Origin of the sequence: Pseudonocardia halophobica (assembly GCF_050948485.1) — a bacterium.
Taxonomy (GTDB): Bacteria; Actinomycetota; Actinomycetes; order Mycobacteriales; family Pseudonocardiaceae; genus Pseudonocardia; species Pseudonocardia halophobica.
This window is the reverse complement of sequence record NZ_CP192046.1, coordinates 6,633,881-6,650,239: the sequence shown is the minus strand read 5'-3', so window position 1 is coordinate 6,650,239 and position 16,359 is coordinate 6,633,881. Positions and strand designations below refer to the sequence as shown.

Here is a 16,359-nt window from a genome sequence, read left to right as displayed (position 1 = left end):
CGGGGGTGCAGCCCGACTCGCGGGAGGTGTTGGCGCGACTTGCCTGGGCCACAGCGCGACCCGCGGGGGTGCAGAGCGGGACTCGCGGCTTCGGGAACTGCCGACTCGGTGCCGCGGAACTGCCGACTCGCGCTACCAGAACTGCCGACTCGCGGTGCTGGAACTGCCGACTCGCGGGGGGACAGGGGTTCAGGGCGCCGAGAGTTGCGCCCACACCCACCCCGTGGCGTCGGCGGGGTCGGTGCTGGTGCCCGGGCCGGAGGTGGGGGTGGCCCAGGTGTGGTCCCGGCCGGCGAGGACGTCCCGCGCCACGGTTCGCCCACCCGCACACGACCAGCGCGTCACGGTCGCGGGCCCGGTCACGGCTGTCGCCGGGTCCGCGCAGGAGGCGGCGGCGAGGAACGGGGCCAGTGTGGCGTCGAGCGAGGCCCGCCCCGGCCGCCCGCCGATGGGCACCCGCGGGTCCGCCGTCCCGGCCACCGCGGCGACCCGCACCGGCGCGGGCTCCGGGCACGGCACCGTCAGGGCCCCGGCCACGGGTCCGATCCCGGCGAGGTCGCCCGGCCGGGCGCAGGCCCAGGCGTAGCTGAGCATGGCGCCGTTGGAGAACCCCACGGTGTACACCCGCCGCGGGTCGGTCCGCTCCCGTTCGGTGAGCGCGGCGGCGAGTTCGTGCAGGTAGCCGACGTCGTCGACGCCCCGGGCGGCCGAGCTCCCGCAGCACGTGCCCGCGTTCCACGTCCGGTCGAGGCCCTGCGGGTACGCGACGACCACGCCTTCCCGCTCGGCCAGCTCGTCCCACCCGGTCAGGGAGCGCATGCCCTCGGCGGTACCGGTCGCGCCGTGCAGCACGAGCACGAGCGGCGCCCCGGGCTCGGCGGACGCGGGATGGTGCACGAGCGTGGTGCGGTCGCCCTGCGGTGTGGCGAGGGTGACGACGCTGTCGGTCGCCGGGACGTCCGCACACGCCGCCACCAGCACGGCGAGCAGCACGAGGACGCCGGCGCGGAGGCGCACGCGTCGAGGATAGGTCCCTGCGGTATTCCCGGCCGGTCCTGTGATGATCTCGCAGGTCGACCGGGGCGGCGGGCCGGACCTAGTGTGGGCGGATGGCCGAGATGCTCCCCGAGCCCGTGCCCGCCGCCGCGCCGGAGAACCCCGCCCGCCCCGCCGAACCCGCCCCGTCGGAGTCCGCCGTGCGCCGCGCCCTGCGCCGGGCGCGCGACGGCGCCGTGCTCGACGTGACCGAGGCGGCGGTCCTCCTTGCCGCGCGGGGCGAGCAGCTCGACGCGTTGCTCGCCGCCGCGTCGACCGTGCGGGACGCCGGCCTGGTCGACGCCGGCCGCCCCGGCGTGGTCACGTACTCGCGGAAGGTCTTCATCCCGCTGACCCGCCTGTGCCGGGACCGGTGCCACTACTGCACCTTCGCGACGGTCCCGCACCGCCTCCCCGCGGCGTTCCTCGAGCGCGACGAGGTGCTGGAGATCGCGCGGGCCGGCGCGGCGCAGGGCTGCAAGGAGGCCCTGTTCACGCTCGGGGACCGGCCCGAGGACCGCTGGCCGGCGGCGCGCGAGTGGCTCGACGAGCGCGGCTACGACTCGACGCTGGACTACGTCCGGGCCTGTGCGATCGCGGTGCTGGAGGAGACCGGCCTGCTGCCGCACCTCAACCCCGGCGTGCTGTCGTGGGAGGAGCTCACGCGGCTCAAGCCGGTCGCCCCGTCCATGGGCATGATGCTGGAGACGACCGCGACCCGGCTCTGGTCGGAGAAGGGCGGCCCGCACTACGGCAGCCCGGACAAGGAGCCGGCCGTCCGGCTGCGGGCGCTGACCGACGCGGGACGCGTGGGCGTGCCGTTCACGACCGGCATCCTGATCGGCATCGGGGAGACCCGCGCCGAGCGCGCGGACTCGATCTTCGCGATCCGCTCGGCGGCGCGGGCGCACGGGCACGTCCAGGAAGTCATCGTGCAGAACTTCCGGGCCAAGCCCGACACGGCGATGGCAGGCGACCCCGACGCCGACCTCGAGGAGCTCGCGGCGACGATCGCGGTGACCCGGCTGGTGCTGGGCCCGAAGATGCGCGTGCAGGCCCCGCCGAACCTGGTCGGCGAGGAGTTCGCCCTGATGCTGCGGGCCGGGATCGACGACTGGGGCGGCGTCTCGCCCGTCACGCCGGACCACGTGAACCCCGAGCGGCCGTGGCCGGTCATCGAGGAGCTCGCGGCCCGCTCGGCCGAGTCGGGCTTCACGCTGCGGGAGCGGCTCACGGCCTACCCGAAGTACGTGCTGGCCGGCTCGCCGTGGATCGACACCCGGCTGCACGCGCACGTCGCGGCGCTCGCCGACCCGGAGACCGGGCTGGCGGACGAGCAGGCCGTCGTCGAGGGGCGGCCGTGGCAGGAGCCCGACGGCGGGTTCGAGTCGACCGGCCGCACCGACCTGCACAGCACCATCGACACGACCGGCCGCACGGGGGACCGGCGCGGCGACTTCGCGTCGGTCTACGGCGACTGGGACGAGTTGCGCGACGAGCTCGCGGCCCAGCGTTCCCGCGCGCCGGAGCGGCTGACGGGCGACGTCCGCGCCGGGCTGGACCTGGCCGCGTCGAGCCCGGCGGCGCTGCTCGACCCGGCCAACGAGGCGGCGGCCATGGCGGTGCTGACCGCCGAGGGCCCGGCGCTGGAGGAGCTGGCCCGGCTCGCCGACGACGTCCGGCGGCAGGTCAACGGCGACGAGGTCACCTACGTCGTCAACCGCAACATCAACTTCTCCAACGTCTGTTACGTCGGCTGCCGGTTCTGCGCCTTCGCCCAGCGCGAGCGCGACGCCGACGCCTACCGGCTGTCCCTGCCCGAGATCGCCTCGCGCGCGGTCGAGGCCGCCCGGGACGGCGCGACGGAGGTGTGTGTGCAGGGCGGGATCGACCCGCAGCTGCCCGTGACCTTCTACGCCGACCTGGCCCGCGCGGTGCGCGAGGCCGTGCCGGGGATGCACGTGCACGCCTTCTCGCCGATGGAGATCGTGTCCGCGGCGTCGAAGGCCGGGGTGTCGATCCGCGAGTGGCTCACCGAGCTGAAGGCCGCCGGGCTCGGGTCCATCCCCGGGACCGCCGCCGAGATCCTCGACGACGAGGTCCGCTGGGTCCTCACCAAGGGCAAGCTGCCCGCGTCGCAGTGGATCGAGGTCGTCTCCACGGCGCACGAGCTGGGGATCCCGTCGTCGTCGACGATGATGTACGGGCACGTCGACGAGCCGCGGCACTGGCTCGGGCACCTGCGCACGCTCGCCTCGATCCAGGACCGCACGGGCGGCTTCACCGAGTTCGTCCCGCTGCCGTTCGTGCACCACAACGCGCCGATCTACCTGGCCGGGATCGCCCGGCCCGGGCCCACCGAGCGGGACAACCGCGCGGTGCACGCCTTCGCGCGGCTCGCCCTGCACGGCCGGATCGACCACGTCCAGTGCTCCTGGGTGAAGCTCGGCGACGACCTCGCCGCCGACATCCTCCGCGGCGGGGCGGACGACATGGGCGGCACGCTCATGGAGGAGACGATCTCCCGCATGGCCGGCTCCGAGAACGGCTCCGAGCGCTCGGTGGAGGAGCTGACGGCGATCGCCGCGGCCGCCGGCCGCCCGGTGCGGCAGCGGAGCACGACCTACCGCGAGCCCGTCGCGAAGCTGACCCCGGCCGGCCAGGCCGGCCCGACCCTGCTGCCCCTCACCCCGGCGTAGCCTGACGCGCATGGGTGTCCTCGGCGAGCTGTTCCCCGGTCCGAAGATCTCCGACGAGGCGGGCGAGTCCGGCAACGGCGAGAAGTTCCGGCTCGGCCCGATCGACCTCGAGAACGGCGTGGTCCACGTCGTCCGGGCCGGTGGCGCCGAGGACGTGGGGACGGCGGTCGAGGGCCAGCCGGCGGACGCCCCCGGCGGCGGGGACGGCGACTAGGAGGCCTCGGGCTCCGCGCGCGGGGCCTCCGCGGCCTCGGGCTCCCGGCCGCTCTGCGGCGCGTCGCCGTGTGGTGCGGCGCCGTGCTGCGAGCGGTCGGCGATCCGCACGGCGTTGCGGCCCGAGTCCTTGGCCCGGTAGAGCGCGCGGTCGGCGATGGCCATGGCCTGCTCGACGGTCGTGCTGGGCGCCCTGGGCACCATCGTGCCGCCCACCGAGATGCTGAGGTTGCGGATCGAGAGCGGCCCGTCCGGCGTGTCGACCGGCACGACCAGCGTGGTCACCCGCTGCCGGATCCGCTCCGCGACGGCGTGCAGCTCGGCGGCCGCGCGCTCCGCCGGCAGGCCGGGGAGCAGGACCACGAACTCCTCGCCGCCGAAGCGACCCACCAGGTCGTCCCCCCGGACCTCGGCGCGCACGGCGTCGGCCACCGCGGCGAGCACACGGTCACCCGCGAGGTGGCCGTGGGTGTCGTTGACCTTCTTGAAGTGGTCCAGGTCGAGGACCAGCATCGCGAGACTCGTGCGCTCCCGGCGGGCCCGGACCATCGCCTCGCCGGCGCGGGCGTTCCACGCCGTGGCGGTGAGCAGGCCGGTCTTGCCGTCCGTGGTCGCGGCGTCGGCCAGCTCGCGGAACATGACCGCCCGCTGCAGCACCAGGATCGGCACGAACGCGAAGAGCACGAACCACCAGGACACGGTGAGCGTGAGCGCGAGCATGGCGCCGAGGCAGAGCGTGGCGACCTCGACCGCCACGTCGTCGAGGTGGCCGAACAGGTCCGCGGGCTTGGCGTCGGGATTGCTCGTGGCCACGGCCAGGGCGATGAGCAGCGAGTTGACCGCGGCGTAGACGAGCGTGGCGCAGGCGAGCGCCGCCAGCCCCGCGAGGCCCGTGGACCAGGCCTCCGACCCGCCGGTCCGCTCGACGACCTCCCGCGCGGCAACCGCCGCGAGCAGCACCGTCGACGTGGTGAAGGTGTGCCGGAACAGCGGGAACCGCGCCGGTTTCCACACCCGGAACCACAGGTACGTGTAGATCACCGTGATCGTGGCGGTGGCCAGCGCGGCCGGCAGGAGCAGCGCCGCGGCGAACGTCCAGATCGTGGAGAGGTCGGTGTACGACTTCTCGCCGACCCGGCGGCGGGCGCGCTCGACGCCGGTGGCCACCTCGGTGTGCACGATGCCCGACGCGGCCAGCACGAGTGCGAGAACGGCCGAACCGACTGTGGGCCGAAAGGCGGACCAGGACAGGGCGACGAGCACCAACGCCAGTGTCTCCACCACGGCGAGCATCGCGATCACCCGAGTGGGCTGGGCCCACACGGCCCAACGGGTGATCCCGCACCTCCGTCGAGGTGACTGCGCCACGGGAGAGTCTCCTGTCCAGCCAAACTGGTGATGTCGGACCTGAGCGTAGTCAAACGATCACTCGATCCGGATGCCCCGAAACGGTACCGAATCGCGTGTCTCGACTACTCTGGGTAACACACGCTGTGGGCTCGTCGGGCCCGGGCCGGGCGGTGGCGCGCCGCGACCGGGCGTACCCGCCTTCGCCGGCGGTCGTTGCCCGCAGTGTCGGAGCGCGCCGGCCGCCGCGGTCCGGGACCGCCGGTCACCGGTTGATCGCCGGAGCGGCCGCGGCCGTTACCGCCGGTCGGTGCGCGGGGAGGAGGGCGCCGTGCGCGACCGCGCAGGGTGGGACCCGAGACGCCCCCGCGTGCCTGGTTCCCGGCCGCACCCCGTGATGAACCGTTCCCTCCGGCCGTCCGTGACGCCGGGAGGGGCCCCGGGCACGATCCGGCCTGGTGAGAGCCTCCGACAGGACGTACGGACCCGCAACCCGAGGAGACGCGATGCGCAACCGCGCCTGGTGAGCAAGAGCACACGAAACGTGAGCAACCCTCTCCGACGACGAGCCCGAGGGAGGCCCGAGATGCGCAACCGCGCCTGGTGAGCGGCAGTTCCGACCGAGACCCGACGAGCGACGAGGAGGCCCGACGTGCGTAACCGCGCCTGGTGAGACGGCAAGCCCGACGCAGACCTGAGCAGCGAGAAGGAGGCCGGACATGCGCAACCGCGCCTGGTGAGACGGCACGCCCGACAAGGACCTGAGCAGCGAGAAGGAGGCCGGACATGCGCAACCGCGCCTGGTGAGAGCAGCAGTCCGAACCGAGACCCGACGAGCGACGAGGAGGCCCGACGTGCGCAACCGCGCCTGGTGAGACGGCACGCCCGACAAGGACCTGAGCAGCGAGAAGGAGGCCGGACATGCGCAACCGCGCCTGGTGAGACGGCACGCCCGACAAGGACCTGAGCAGCGAGAAGGAGGCCGGACATGCGCAACCGCGCCTGGTGAGACGACCCGCCCGAGACCCGACGACCACGAGGAGCCCGAGATGCGCAACCGCGCCTGGTGAGAGCAGCAGTCCGAACCGAGATCCGACGAGCGAGGAGGAGGCCCGACGTGCGTAACCGCGCCTGGTGAGACGGCACGCCCGACAGAGACCTGAGCAGCGAGAAGGAGGCCGGACATGCGCAACCGCGCCTGGTGAGACGACCCGCCCGAGACCCGACGAGCGACGAGGAGCCCGAGATGCGTAACCGCGCCTGGTGAGACGGCCAGCCCGACGCAGACCTGACCAGCGAGAAGGAGGCCGGACATGCGTAACCGCGCTTGGTGAGACGGCACGCCCGACAAGGACCTGAGCAGCGAGAAGGAGGCCGGACATGCGCAACCGGGCCTGGTGAGACGACCCGACCGAGACCCGACGAGACGAGGAGCCCGAGATGCGCAACCGCGCCTGGTGAGCACCGCACGTCTGACAGTCACCCGACCAGCGAGGAAGAGACCGCAGATGCGCAACCGCGCCTGGTGACCCGGCCACTCACGGGCCAGCACCCCATAGACCCCATAGACCCCACAGACCCCTCCGCAGCCCGCTCCCGTAGCCCCCGTCGAGACCTCTGAACCCGCCGGCCCGCGCCGCCCGCTCCCACTTCCGGGAGGCGCTCCGAGGCCGGCTCCGCACACCCGTCCGCGTGGAAAGGGGTGCGCGGTCCGACGTCCTGGAGCAGGCTGAGGCGACCGGTCACCGCCGAACGACGACCGCCCGCCGAGCGATCCGCCGGGACTCTCCGGCTCCGGTCGCTCACGTTCAGTATCGATCTACGGGCCCGGTGGACCGGGCGGTACGGGCGGCAGCCACCTCGGGGGGATCGTGCGTCGGAGAGTCACGCGACCGAGCGTGTTCCGCAGTGCGGAGTTCCGCGCCCTCTGGGCGGCGGAGCTCGTCTCGATCTGCGGCGATCAGCTCGCGCGCGTCGCGTTCTCCGTCCTCGTCTACGGTCGCACCGGCTCCGCGGCCTGGGCCGCGGCCGTCTACGCGCTGACCTTCCTGCCGGCGCTGCTCGGAGGTGTGCTGCTCGGCTGGGTGGCCGACCGCTTCCGCCGCCGCGAGGTCATGGTGCTGGCGGACGTCGCCCGCGCGCTGCTCGTCGTGCCCCTGGCGGTCCCCGGGATCCCGCTCGCGCTGCTCTGTCCGCTGCTGGTCCTGGTGGTGGTCCTGGCCTCGCCGCACACCGCGGCCCAGGGTGCGCTCCTGCCCGAGGTGCTCGACGGCGAGGAGCTGCTGGAACGCGGCTTCGCCGTCCGGCAGATCACGAACCAGTCCGCGCAGATCGCGGGGTTCGCCGTCGGCGGCGCGCTGTTGGTGTTGATCAGCCCGAGCGTCGCGATCCTGCTGAACTCCGGGACCTTCCTGCTCTCGGCGTTGTTCGTGCGCGTCGGCGTCCGCAGGCGCTCGGCACCCGCCGCGGTGGCCGACGGCGCCGGGCCGGCCGCGCTGTCCTGGCTCGCCGACATCCGCGAGGGCGCGCGCACGGTCTTCGCGCACTCCCGGCTGCGCACGCTGGCCCTCGCCGTCTGGCTGGTCGGCGGCTACGTCGCGCCCGAGGCCCTGGCCGTCCCCCTGGCCGACGAGCTCGGTGCCGGCCCGTGGGCGGTCGGGCTGCTCATGGCCGCCGACCCGGCGGGGAGTGTGCTGGGGGCGCTCGTGATCAGCCGCTGGGTGCCCGAGCGGCTGCGGGAGCGGGCGATCCTGCCCTGCACCGCGCTGGCCGGGGTGCCCCTCGTGGCCTCGATGTTCGTGTCGAACGTCGTGGCCGTCGTGGTGCTGTGGGCCGTCACCGGGGCCCTGTGCACCGCGGCGCTCGTCCCTGCCCAGGCCGTGTTCGTCCGCACGACACCCGGCGAGGTGCGCGGCCGGGCCACCGGGCTGGCGGCGTCGGGCCTGATCGCGGCGCAGGGGCTCGCGATCCTGCTCTGCGGGCTGCTGGCCGAGCGGTGGGGCGCGCCCCTGGCCGTGGGTATCTGCGGGGCGGCGGGCGCGCTGCTCGCGAGTGCGCTGATGCTCACCCGCGGGGCGCGCGCCGAGCGTGCGCCGTACCGCGTGCGCGCGGCCCGGGAGGGGTAGGGGACACGACGCCCGGGGGTGCGGGCAGCCGGGGCCCGCACCCCACTCGGTCGTTCACCAAGAGCGGTTGCGCTGCACGGTGATCTCCCCTGGACGTGTCGACGAGCGCCCTCGATTGTCGGCCTCGCCGCGTCCACCTGCGGGTGAAAAACGGTGACCGCTTCGTCGCTCAGCGTGCATCCGCGCAGGTCCGCGTTGGTCCGACAGGGGCGGTTCCACCTGTCACCGGACCGGGCGGCGGGGTGACCGCGCGCCTCGGCGGCGGCCGCCCCGCCTCACTCGACCCCCCTGGTCGTCGGGCTCGTCGGGCAGGATCTCGCACTACGATCGACAGAGCCAGCACGACGCTACGATCGGGCCCACCGTCCGGTCAAGGGAGAATCCCGGTAGAGGGGGAAGCCGTCACCGACTCGATCGTCACCCGGGAGCCGGTCGCGCCCCGCCCGGGCGCACCGGTCGCGTCGGCGACCTCTCCGCCCCCGGCGGACGGGTCCACCCGGGCCGAGCCCACACCGCTCGACCTGGCCACCGCCCTCCTCGCCGACACCTGGACACTGCTGATCCTGCAGCGGGCGCTGCTCGGTGTGCGGCGGTACGGCGGGTGGAAGTGCGTGCTCGGCATCTCGGACGCGTCGCTGTCCAGCCGGCTCCGCGCGCTCACCGACGCCGGCCTGCTCGAGACCCGCCCCTACCGCGACGGCGGGCGGTCCCGGTACGAGTACCGGCTCACGGCCTCGGGCCGCGACACGTGGGCGCTCCTCACCGCGATCTGGCTCTGGGAGCGGGCGTGGGTGCCCCGCGAGGTGCCGCTGCCGGACCCCGTGCACACCGGCTGCGGCGTCGTCACCGACCTGCTCGTGACCTGCATGCACTGCGACCTGCCGGTGGGGCTCGACGACCTGGACCTCGACCCGGGGGCCCGGGTCCCGATCGTCGGGCCGCCCGGTGCACGGCTGCACCCGCGACGCAGCCGCGCCACCCTGCCGGCGGACCCGCTCTCGGCCTTCCCCGGCGCGATGGAGATCGTCGGTGACCGCTGGGGAGCCGCCGTGCTGTCCGCCGCGATGGTCGGGACCCGGACCTTCTCCGCCTTCGAGCGTGCCCTCGGCGTCTCGCCCGACGTCCTGGCCGACCGGCTGCGCCGGTTCCGTGCGCTCGGCGTCCTCGACCAGGACCCGGACGGCTACCGCCCGACCGCGCGCGGCCGTGCCACCTTCCCGATCCTGACCTGCCTCGCCGACTGGGGCCGGCGGTGGCTGGCGGCCGAGGGCCGGCCCGCGGCGTACGAGGGCGTGCACCGGGCGTGCGGGCGGCCCTTCCGTCCGCGGCTGCGCTGCCGCGGGTGCCGGGAGGAGCTGGCGTTCGGGACCGTCGTGCCCGGGGACCTCGTGCCCGGTGGCGGGCGTAACCGGGTCGACGGCGGTTGAGAGACTGGTCCCATGACCGGGACCGACACGACCGCGCGACGTCCCCGGGTGCTCTCCGGGATCCAGCCGACCGCCGACTCCTTCCACCTCGGGAACTACCTCGGCGCCGTGCGGCAGTGGGTCGCCCTGCAGGAGGACCACGACGCGTTCTACTTCATCCCGGACCTGCACGCGATCACCGTCGACCACGACCCGGCGACGCTGGCCGCACGCACCCGCAACGCCGCCGCGCAGCTGCTCGCTCTCGGTCTCGACCCGGACCGCTGCACGATCTTCGTGCAGTCCCACCTGCCCCAGCACTCCCAGCTGACGTGGATCCTCGACTGCTACACCGGGTTCGGCGAGGCCTCCCGGATGACGCAGTTCAAGGACAAGGCCGCGAAGCAGGGCGCCGAGCGGGCGAGCGTCGGGCTGTTCAGCTACCCGGTCCTGATGGCCGCGGACATCCTGCTCTACCAGGCGGACCGCGTGCCGGTGGGCGAGGACCAGCGCCAGCACCTGGAGCTGACCCGCAATCTCGCGCAGCGCTTCAACCAGCGCTTCGGCCCGACGTTCACGGTGCCGGAGCCGTTCATCCCGGCGGGCGCGGCGAAGATCCAGGACCTGCAGGACCCGACGATCAAGATGAGCAAGTCGGCGTCGACGCCCGGCGGGATCGTCGAGCTGCTCGAGGACCCCAAGCGGATCGCCAAGAAGATCCGCTCGGCCGTCACCGACAACGAGCGGGAGATCCGCTACGACCCGGAGGCGAAGCCCGGCATCGCGAACCTGCTGACCATCTACTCGGCGCTGAGCGACCGCAAGGTCGCCGAGATCGAGGCGGAGTACGCGGGCAAGGGCTACGGCGACCTCAAGAAGGACCTCGCGGAGGTCGTCGCCGATTTCGTTGCTCCGCTGCGGATGCGGGTACAGCAGTACCTGGGGGACCCCGCCGAGCTCGATCGGGTGCTCGCCCGGGGAGCCACCCGGGCGGGTGAGGTCGCCGGCGCGACGCTGGCGGCCGTCCACGAGAGGATCGGGTTCCTGCCGCCGACGAGCTGATGGGGTGAGGGCGTGGCCGGGCCGACGACGGACGAGAAGACCCGCGCGAGCGCGGCCGACGACGGGGCGAAGGACACCGACGACGGCCCGAGCGCGATCGAGAAGGCCCGGGAGCGCATGCCCTGGCTCGACCACCTGATGCGGGCGGGGACGCGGTACACGGACCGGCACGGCGACCACTACGCCGCGGCCATCACCTACTTCAGCGTGCTGGCGCTCGTGCCGATCCTGATGGTGGCGTTCGCCATCGCCGGGTTCGTGCTGCAGAGCCAGCCCCAGCTGCTGCAGCAGATCCAGGAGGGCATCACCGCGCAGGTGCCGGGCCAGCTCGGCGACACGATCAACCAGGTGATCGACCAGGCCATCAGCTCCGCGGGCGCGGTCGGCGTCATCGGCCTCGTCGTCGCGCTGTACTCCGGCATCGGGTGGATGGGCAACCTCCGCGAGGCGCTGTCCGAGCAGTGGGCGCAGCCGCCGGAGACGCCGAACGTCGTCAAGAAGACGCTGTTCGACCTGATCGCGCTGGTCGGCCTCGGCCTGGCGCTCGTGCTGTCGTTCGCGGTGTCGGCGGCGGGCAACGCCTTCGGCCGGCTGCTGCTCGACCTGGTGGGCCTCGGCGGTCAGGCCTGGGCCAGGTTCCTGCTCGGGGTGTTGGCCGTGCTGCTCGGTCTCGCCGCGAACTGGCTGGTCTTCCTCTGGGTCATCGCCCGGCTGCCGCGCGCGCCCCTCGCCGTGAAGAGCGCGATGCGCGCGGCCGTGATCGGCGCGGTCGGCTTCGAGGTCCTCAAGCAGGTCATGACGATCTACCTGTCGTCGGTCACCCAGTCGCCGGCCGGCGTCGCGTTCGGCCCGATCATCGGTCTGCTGGTCTTCGCGTTCTTCACCTCGCGCTTCATCCTCTTCGTCACCGCCTGGGCGGCCACGGCGAAGGAGAACGAGCAGGAGGAGCCGGTCGAGGTGCCGGCGCCGGCGGTGATCCGGCCCGAGGTCGTCGTCCGGTCCGGCCCGAGCCCCGCCGCCGCCGCGGGCCTGCTCGGCGCCGGCGCGGTCACCGCGGTCGGCGGGCTCCTCGGCCTGCGTGCGCTCCGTCCCCGCCGCTGACCCGTGCGCGCCGACCGCCCCTGGAGGGGCAGTTGCCGCTCACGACCCCCGCTGACCTGCGGGAACCCGGTCAGCCGCGACGTCGTCGGGCCAGCACGATCCCCGTCCCCCCGAGGAGCACCAGCGCCACGGTGGCCCCCACGGCCCACGCGCGGACCGGGTGCGTCGCGGGCGCCGGGGCGATCGCCACCGGGGCAGGTGCGGGTGCCGGGGCCGGGGTCGGCTCGACGGGCCGGGCGTCGACGACCGTGCCGACCGAGGCCGTCGGCGGCAGCCCGAAACCGTAGTCGAGCAGGGCCGCGGCCTGCGCCGTCATCCGCACCGGGTGCTGCTCGGCGCGCACGAGCGCGACCACCAGCCGCCGGCCGTTCCGCTCCGCGGCGCCGACGAAGGTGTGCCGGGCGGCGTCGGTGAAGCCCGTCTTGCCGGCGAAGGCGCCGGGGTAGGTGTGGAGCAGCGGGTCGTCGTTGGCCAGCATGAAGCCGGGCCGGTCGGCGAAGCCGGGGAAGGGCACGGTCGGGGTCGCGAGGGTCTCCCGGACCAGCGGGTCCCGCAGCGCCACCCGGAAGAGGACGGCCAGGTCGTAGGCCGAGGTGGACATGCCCGGCCCGTCGAGGCCCGACGGCGTGGCCGGGCGGGTGTCGAGCGCCCCGAGCTGCTCGGCGCGGGCCTGCATCGCCCGCAGGGTGGCCGGGACGCCGCCCATCGTGCGGGCGAGGGCCATGGCGGTGTCGTTGCCCGAGTTCAGGAGCAGTCCGGCCAGCAGCTGTCGCACGCTGTAGTGGCCGCCGGGGCCGATGCCGGCCTTGCTGCCGTCGACCTGGACGTCCTCGGGCGCCACGACGACGTCGGCGTCCGGGTCGAGCTGCGCGCGCGCGACCAGCGTGGTGAGGATCTTCAGCGTCGACGCCGGCCGTTGCCGCCCGTGCGGGTCGTGCGCGGCGAGGACGGCACCGGAGTCGAGGTCGGCGACCACCCAGCCGGCGGCACTGACGGCGGGCGGCGGGGCGGCGCCGTCGGGCAGGACGTCCCCGCACCCGCCGAGCCGCGCCCCGCCGACGGGCTGCTGCGGGACGGCGACCGGGGCCATCGCGACCGTCTCCTCCCGGGCCGGCGGGCCCGGTGGGGCCTCGTGCCCGGGGCAGACGCCCGCGGGGGCCGGTGCGGCGAGGGCGGGCGGCGGGGTGGGAGTGGTGTACGGGGCGGCGCTCGCGGAGGGCGTGGCGAGGGGCAGCGACACGATCGCGGCGACCAGCGCACCCACCGTCGACCGCCGCCACGCGTGCATGATCGCGACCCTACGGCCGTACCGCCCGCGCGCCCATCGGCCGTTCGGCCCGTACCGGCAAGTGCTTCGGCACCACTCGCCGCGCGGCGCGTCAGCGCTCCAGCTCGGCCTTCATCCGCTCGAGGGTCCCGGTCATGCCGTCGACCATCATCCCCTCGCGGTCGCGGCCGAGCAGGCCCGTGCCGGCGAACAGCTTCGCCGGGACCGCGAGGGCGCCCGTGCGTTCGCGCCATTCGGACAGCTGCGTGCCGCCCTCGATCGGCTCTATCCGGAAGCCCCAGGTCATCGCGCTCTCCAGGACCGTGAACGCGAACGCCTTGCCCGGCACGCTCTCGATCACGCGGCAGTGCGTGCGCCAGCGGATCCGCCCGTGCCGGTTGAACCCGACGAACCGCGCCCCGACGACCGGGCCGGTCGCGCCGCCCCGCCACGCCCCGCCGGTGCACTCCGGGCTCCACTCGCCCATGCGCGTGATGTCGCTGACCAGGGCCCAGACCTCGTCGGGGGGCGCGTCCACGATCACGCTCGTCTCGTCCACGATCACATCCTGCACGGCGTCCGGCAGGATCGATCGGGTGACCGTGGGAGATCGGGAGTGGGACCGGCTGCGGGCCGCCGCGGTCGAGGCGGCGGCCGCTGCGTACGCGCCCTACTCCGGCCTGCACGTCGGCGCCGCCGCCCTGTGCGACGACGGCCGCGTGGTGACCGGCTGCAACGTCGAGAACGCCTCCTACGGCCTCACCCTGTGCGCAGAGTGCACCCTCGCCGGCCAGCTGCGGATCACCGGCGGCGGGCGGTTCGTCGCGGTCGCGGTCCGCTCGGGCGCGGGGGACCTGCTCATGCCGTGCGGACGCTGCCGCCAGGTGCTGTTCGAGCTGGGCGGCCCGGAGTGCACCCTCGACACCCCGCGCGGCGTGCGCACCCTCGCCGAGGTGCTGCCCGACGCCTTCACCCTGTGAGCCCGGAGCGGCACCAGCCGCTCACGACCCCACCTGACCAGGGAGGACGCGCGTGACCCACTCCGCCGTCGACGTCATCGCCGCCAAGCGGGACGGCCACCGCCTCACCGACGAGCAGATCGACTGGGTGGTCGCCGCCTACACGCGCGGCGACGTCGCCGACGAGCAGATGTCCGCCCTCGCCATGGCGATCCTGCTTAACGGCATGGACGACGCCGAGACGGCCCGCTGGACCCTCGCCATGATCGAGTCCGGGGAGCGGCTGGCGCTGCCGGACGTCGGCCGGCCGCTGGTCGACAAGCACTCCACCGGCGGGGTGGGGGACAAGCTCACCCTCCCGCTCGCACCCCTGGTCGCGGCGTGCGGGGCGGCTGTCCCGCAGCTGTCCGGGCGCGGACTCGGGCACACCGGTGGCACCCTCGACAAGCTGGAGGCGATCCCGGGCTGGCGGGCGGAGCTGTCGACCGAGGAGATCGCGGTCCAGCTCGCCGAGGTCGGCGCCGTCGTCTGCGCGACCACGCCCGCGCTCGCCCCGGCCGACCGCAAGCTCTACGCCCTGCGCGACGTCACCGGCACCGTGCCGTCGACCCCCCTCATCGCCAGCTCGATCATGAGCAAGAAGATCGCCGAGGGGACCGACGGGCTGGTCCTCGACGTCAAGGTGGGCAGCGGCGCCTTCATGCGGACCCGCGACGCCGCGGAGGAGCTCGCGCGGCGGATGGTCGCGATCGGCGCGGCCGAGGGCCTGCCGACGCGCGCGCTGCTCACCGACATGTCCGTGCCGCTGGGGCGCGCGGTCGGCAACGCGCTGGAGGTCGCCGAGGCGGTCGAGGTCCTGCGCGGCGGCGGGCCGCCCGACGTCGTGGAGCTCACCCTGGCCCTCGCCCGCGCCATGCTCGGGCTCGCCGGGATCGACCCGGAGACCGACGTCGACCCGGCGGAGGTCCTGGCGTCGGGCCGGGCGTTCGAGGTCTGGGAGCGGATGATCGCCGCGCAGGGTGGCGACCCGGGCGCGCCGCTCCCGACGGCCGCGCACGTCGAGACCGTCGATGCACCGGCCTCCGGCGTCCTGACCAGGCTCGACGCGCTGGCGGTCGGCACGGCGGCCTGGCGGCTCGGGGCGGGCCGGGCGCGCAAGGAGCACCCGGTCCAGGCCGCGGCGGGGGTGCGCCTGCTGGCCGGGGTCGGCGACGAGGTGCGGGCCGGCGAGCCGCTGCTCGAGCTGCACACCGAGACCCCCGACGCGGTGCCCGGTGCGCGGGCCGCGCTCGGCGAGGGCCTCGCGATCGGGGACGAACCGGCCGAGCGGGGCCCGCTGCTGCTCGACGAGGTCCGCGCCTGAGACCGTTTCCGCAGCTCATCCGCGCTTCCGCGGCGCGGCGCGCCCGGGCGGGCCCGCCAGGAGGGATCGCGGTCCGTCGGGCACCATGGAAGGGATGCGCGAGTACCGGAGCCCCAGCACGCCGGCTGGTCCCCGGCCCGAGGACCTGCCCGGGCCGGCTCCGGCGCGCGCGGACGACGCGGAGGCCCCCGAGCGGGAGGAACCGCGCGCGGACCGGACGCCGGCCCCGGGGCCTGCTGGCCCGAACGGCCGCCGCGTGGAGGACCCGCCGCAGGACCGGCCCGACGACCTGGCACGGCCCGCGGTGGGGTGGTTCGACACCCGCCGCCTCGACGAGCCGGGCCACGGTCCGGGGCAGCCCGGTGTCCCCGCGGCGGGTCCCGGTCCGGGCGCCGCGCACCCCGGCCCGGGCCACCCTGCTCCCGGCCGGCCCGACGGGTCGCCCGGCTCGGGGCGTCCGAGCGCGAGCCGGTCCGGTCCGCAGCGACCCGGTCAGGGGGACCCGCCGCCCCGCCCGGCCCACCCCGGCCCAGGTGCGTCGCGCACCGCTCAGCCGGGCCCCGATCACGCCGCGGTCACCCAGCCCGCCCCGACCCAGCCCGGTCCCGCCCAGCCCGGCCCGGCTCAGCCCCCTCCGCCCGCGCCCTGGCCCACCGCGCGGGAGCGGGCGCGGCAGGAGGCCCGGACCGGCCGCCCGGGGCCGCATCCCCCTAACCAGCCCCCGCCCGACCGCCGCCCCGGCCCGCCGCCCCGCCCGTCGGGACCCGGCCCCTGGCCGAACC

The 16,359-nt window shown here is 75.0% G+C and carries 12 protein-coding genes; 8 read left to right on the top strand and 4 right to left on the bottom strand.

Annotated features, from left to right (window positions below; all coding sequences use genetic code 11):
* Positions 1-189 precede the first annotated feature (189 nt).
* Positions 190-1,017 (bottom strand): alpha/beta hydrolase family esterase, encoded by an 828-nt coding sequence (locus ACQP04_RS31690; RefSeq protein WP_433504165.1) that lies wholly within the window; start codon positions 1,015-1,017, stop codon positions 190-192.
* 101 nt (positions 1,018-1,118) lie between these two features.
* Here ACQP04_RS31690 and ACQP04_RS31685 point away from each other — a divergent pair, with 101 nt between their 5' ends.
* Positions 1,119-3,734, top strand: a complete 2,616-nt coding sequence (locus ACQP04_RS31685; RefSeq protein ID WP_433508478.1) for a bifunctional FO biosynthesis protein CofGH — start codon at positions 1,119-1,121, stop codon at positions 3,732-3,734.
* Between the two features lie 10 nt (positions 3,735-3,744).
* Entirely contained in the window at positions 3,745-3,948 is a 204-nt protein-coding gene (locus ACQP04_RS31680) for a hypothetical protein (RefSeq protein WP_433504164.1), read from the top strand.
* Here the strand turns inward: ACQP04_RS31680 and ACQP04_RS31675 are convergent.
* Positions 3,945-5,240 (bottom strand): GGDEF domain-containing protein, encoded by a 1,296-nt coding sequence (locus ACQP04_RS31675; RefSeq protein ID WP_433508477.1) that lies wholly within the window; start codon positions 5,238-5,240, stop codon positions 3,945-3,947. The two genes, ACQP04_RS31680 and ACQP04_RS31675, sit on opposite strands and share 4 nt — an antisense overlap.
* Positions 5,241-7,192: 1,952 nt before the next feature.
* Here ACQP04_RS31675 and ACQP04_RS31670 point away from each other — a divergent pair.
* The 4 genes from ACQP04_RS31670 to yhjD all read left to right on the top strand — a co-directional run bounded on the left by ACQP04_RS31670 (position 7,193) and on the right by yhjD (position 11,988).
* On the top strand, positions 7,193-8,419 hold the full coding sequence (locus tag ACQP04_RS31670; protein ID WP_433504163.1) for an MFS transporter: 1,227 nt from the start codon (positions 7,193-7,195) through the stop codon (positions 8,417-8,419).
* Between the two features lie 95 nt (positions 8,420-8,514).
* Positions 8,515-9,846: a winged helix-turn-helix transcriptional regulator gene (locus tag ACQP04_RS31665; protein WP_433504162.1), complete on the top strand. Its 1,332-nt coding sequence runs from the start codon at positions 8,515-8,517 to the stop codon at positions 9,844-9,846.
* Positions 9,847-9,858: 12 nt separating this feature from the next.
* Positions 9,859-10,887, top strand: a complete 1,029-nt coding sequence (trpS, locus tag ACQP04_RS31660; RefSeq protein WP_037046362.1) for a tryptophan--tRNA ligase — start codon at positions 9,859-9,861, stop codon at positions 10,885-10,887.
* Positions 10,888-10,899: 12 nt separating this feature from the next.
* A complete protein-coding gene (gene yhjD, locus ACQP04_RS31655) occupies positions 10,900-11,988 on the top strand; it encodes an inner membrane protein YhjD (protein WP_433504161.1) in 1,089 nt (362 codons plus the stop codon).
* A gap of 70 nt (positions 11,989-12,058) precedes the next feature.
* Here the strand turns inward: yhjD and ACQP04_RS31650 are convergent, their stop codons facing one another.
* On the bottom strand, positions 12,059-13,276 hold the full coding sequence (locus ACQP04_RS31650; RefSeq protein ID WP_433504160.1) for a D-alanyl-D-alanine carboxypeptidase family protein: 1,218 nt from the start codon (positions 13,274-13,276) through the stop codon (positions 12,059-12,061).
* A 91-nt stretch (positions 13,277-13,367) separates the two neighbouring features.
* Entirely contained in the window at positions 13,368-13,814 is a 447-nt protein-coding gene (locus tag ACQP04_RS31645; RefSeq protein ID WP_433504159.1) for an SRPBCC family protein, read from the bottom strand.
* A 43-nt stretch (positions 13,815-13,857) separates the two neighbouring features.
* Between ACQP04_RS31645 and ACQP04_RS31640 the strand changes: the two genes are divergently transcribed.
* Together ACQP04_RS31640 and ACQP04_RS31635 are read left to right on the top strand one after the other, a co-directional pair.
* On the top strand, positions 13,858-14,235 hold the full coding sequence (locus tag ACQP04_RS31640; protein WP_433508476.1) for a cytidine deaminase: 378 nt from the start codon (positions 13,858-13,860) through the stop codon (positions 14,233-14,235).
* 52 nt (positions 14,236-14,287) lie between these two features.
* Positions 14,288-15,577, top strand: a complete 1,290-nt coding sequence (locus tag ACQP04_RS31635; RefSeq protein ID WP_433504158.1) for a thymidine phosphorylase — start codon at positions 14,288-14,290, stop codon at positions 15,575-15,577.
* Positions 15,578-16,359 lie beyond the last annotated feature (782 nt).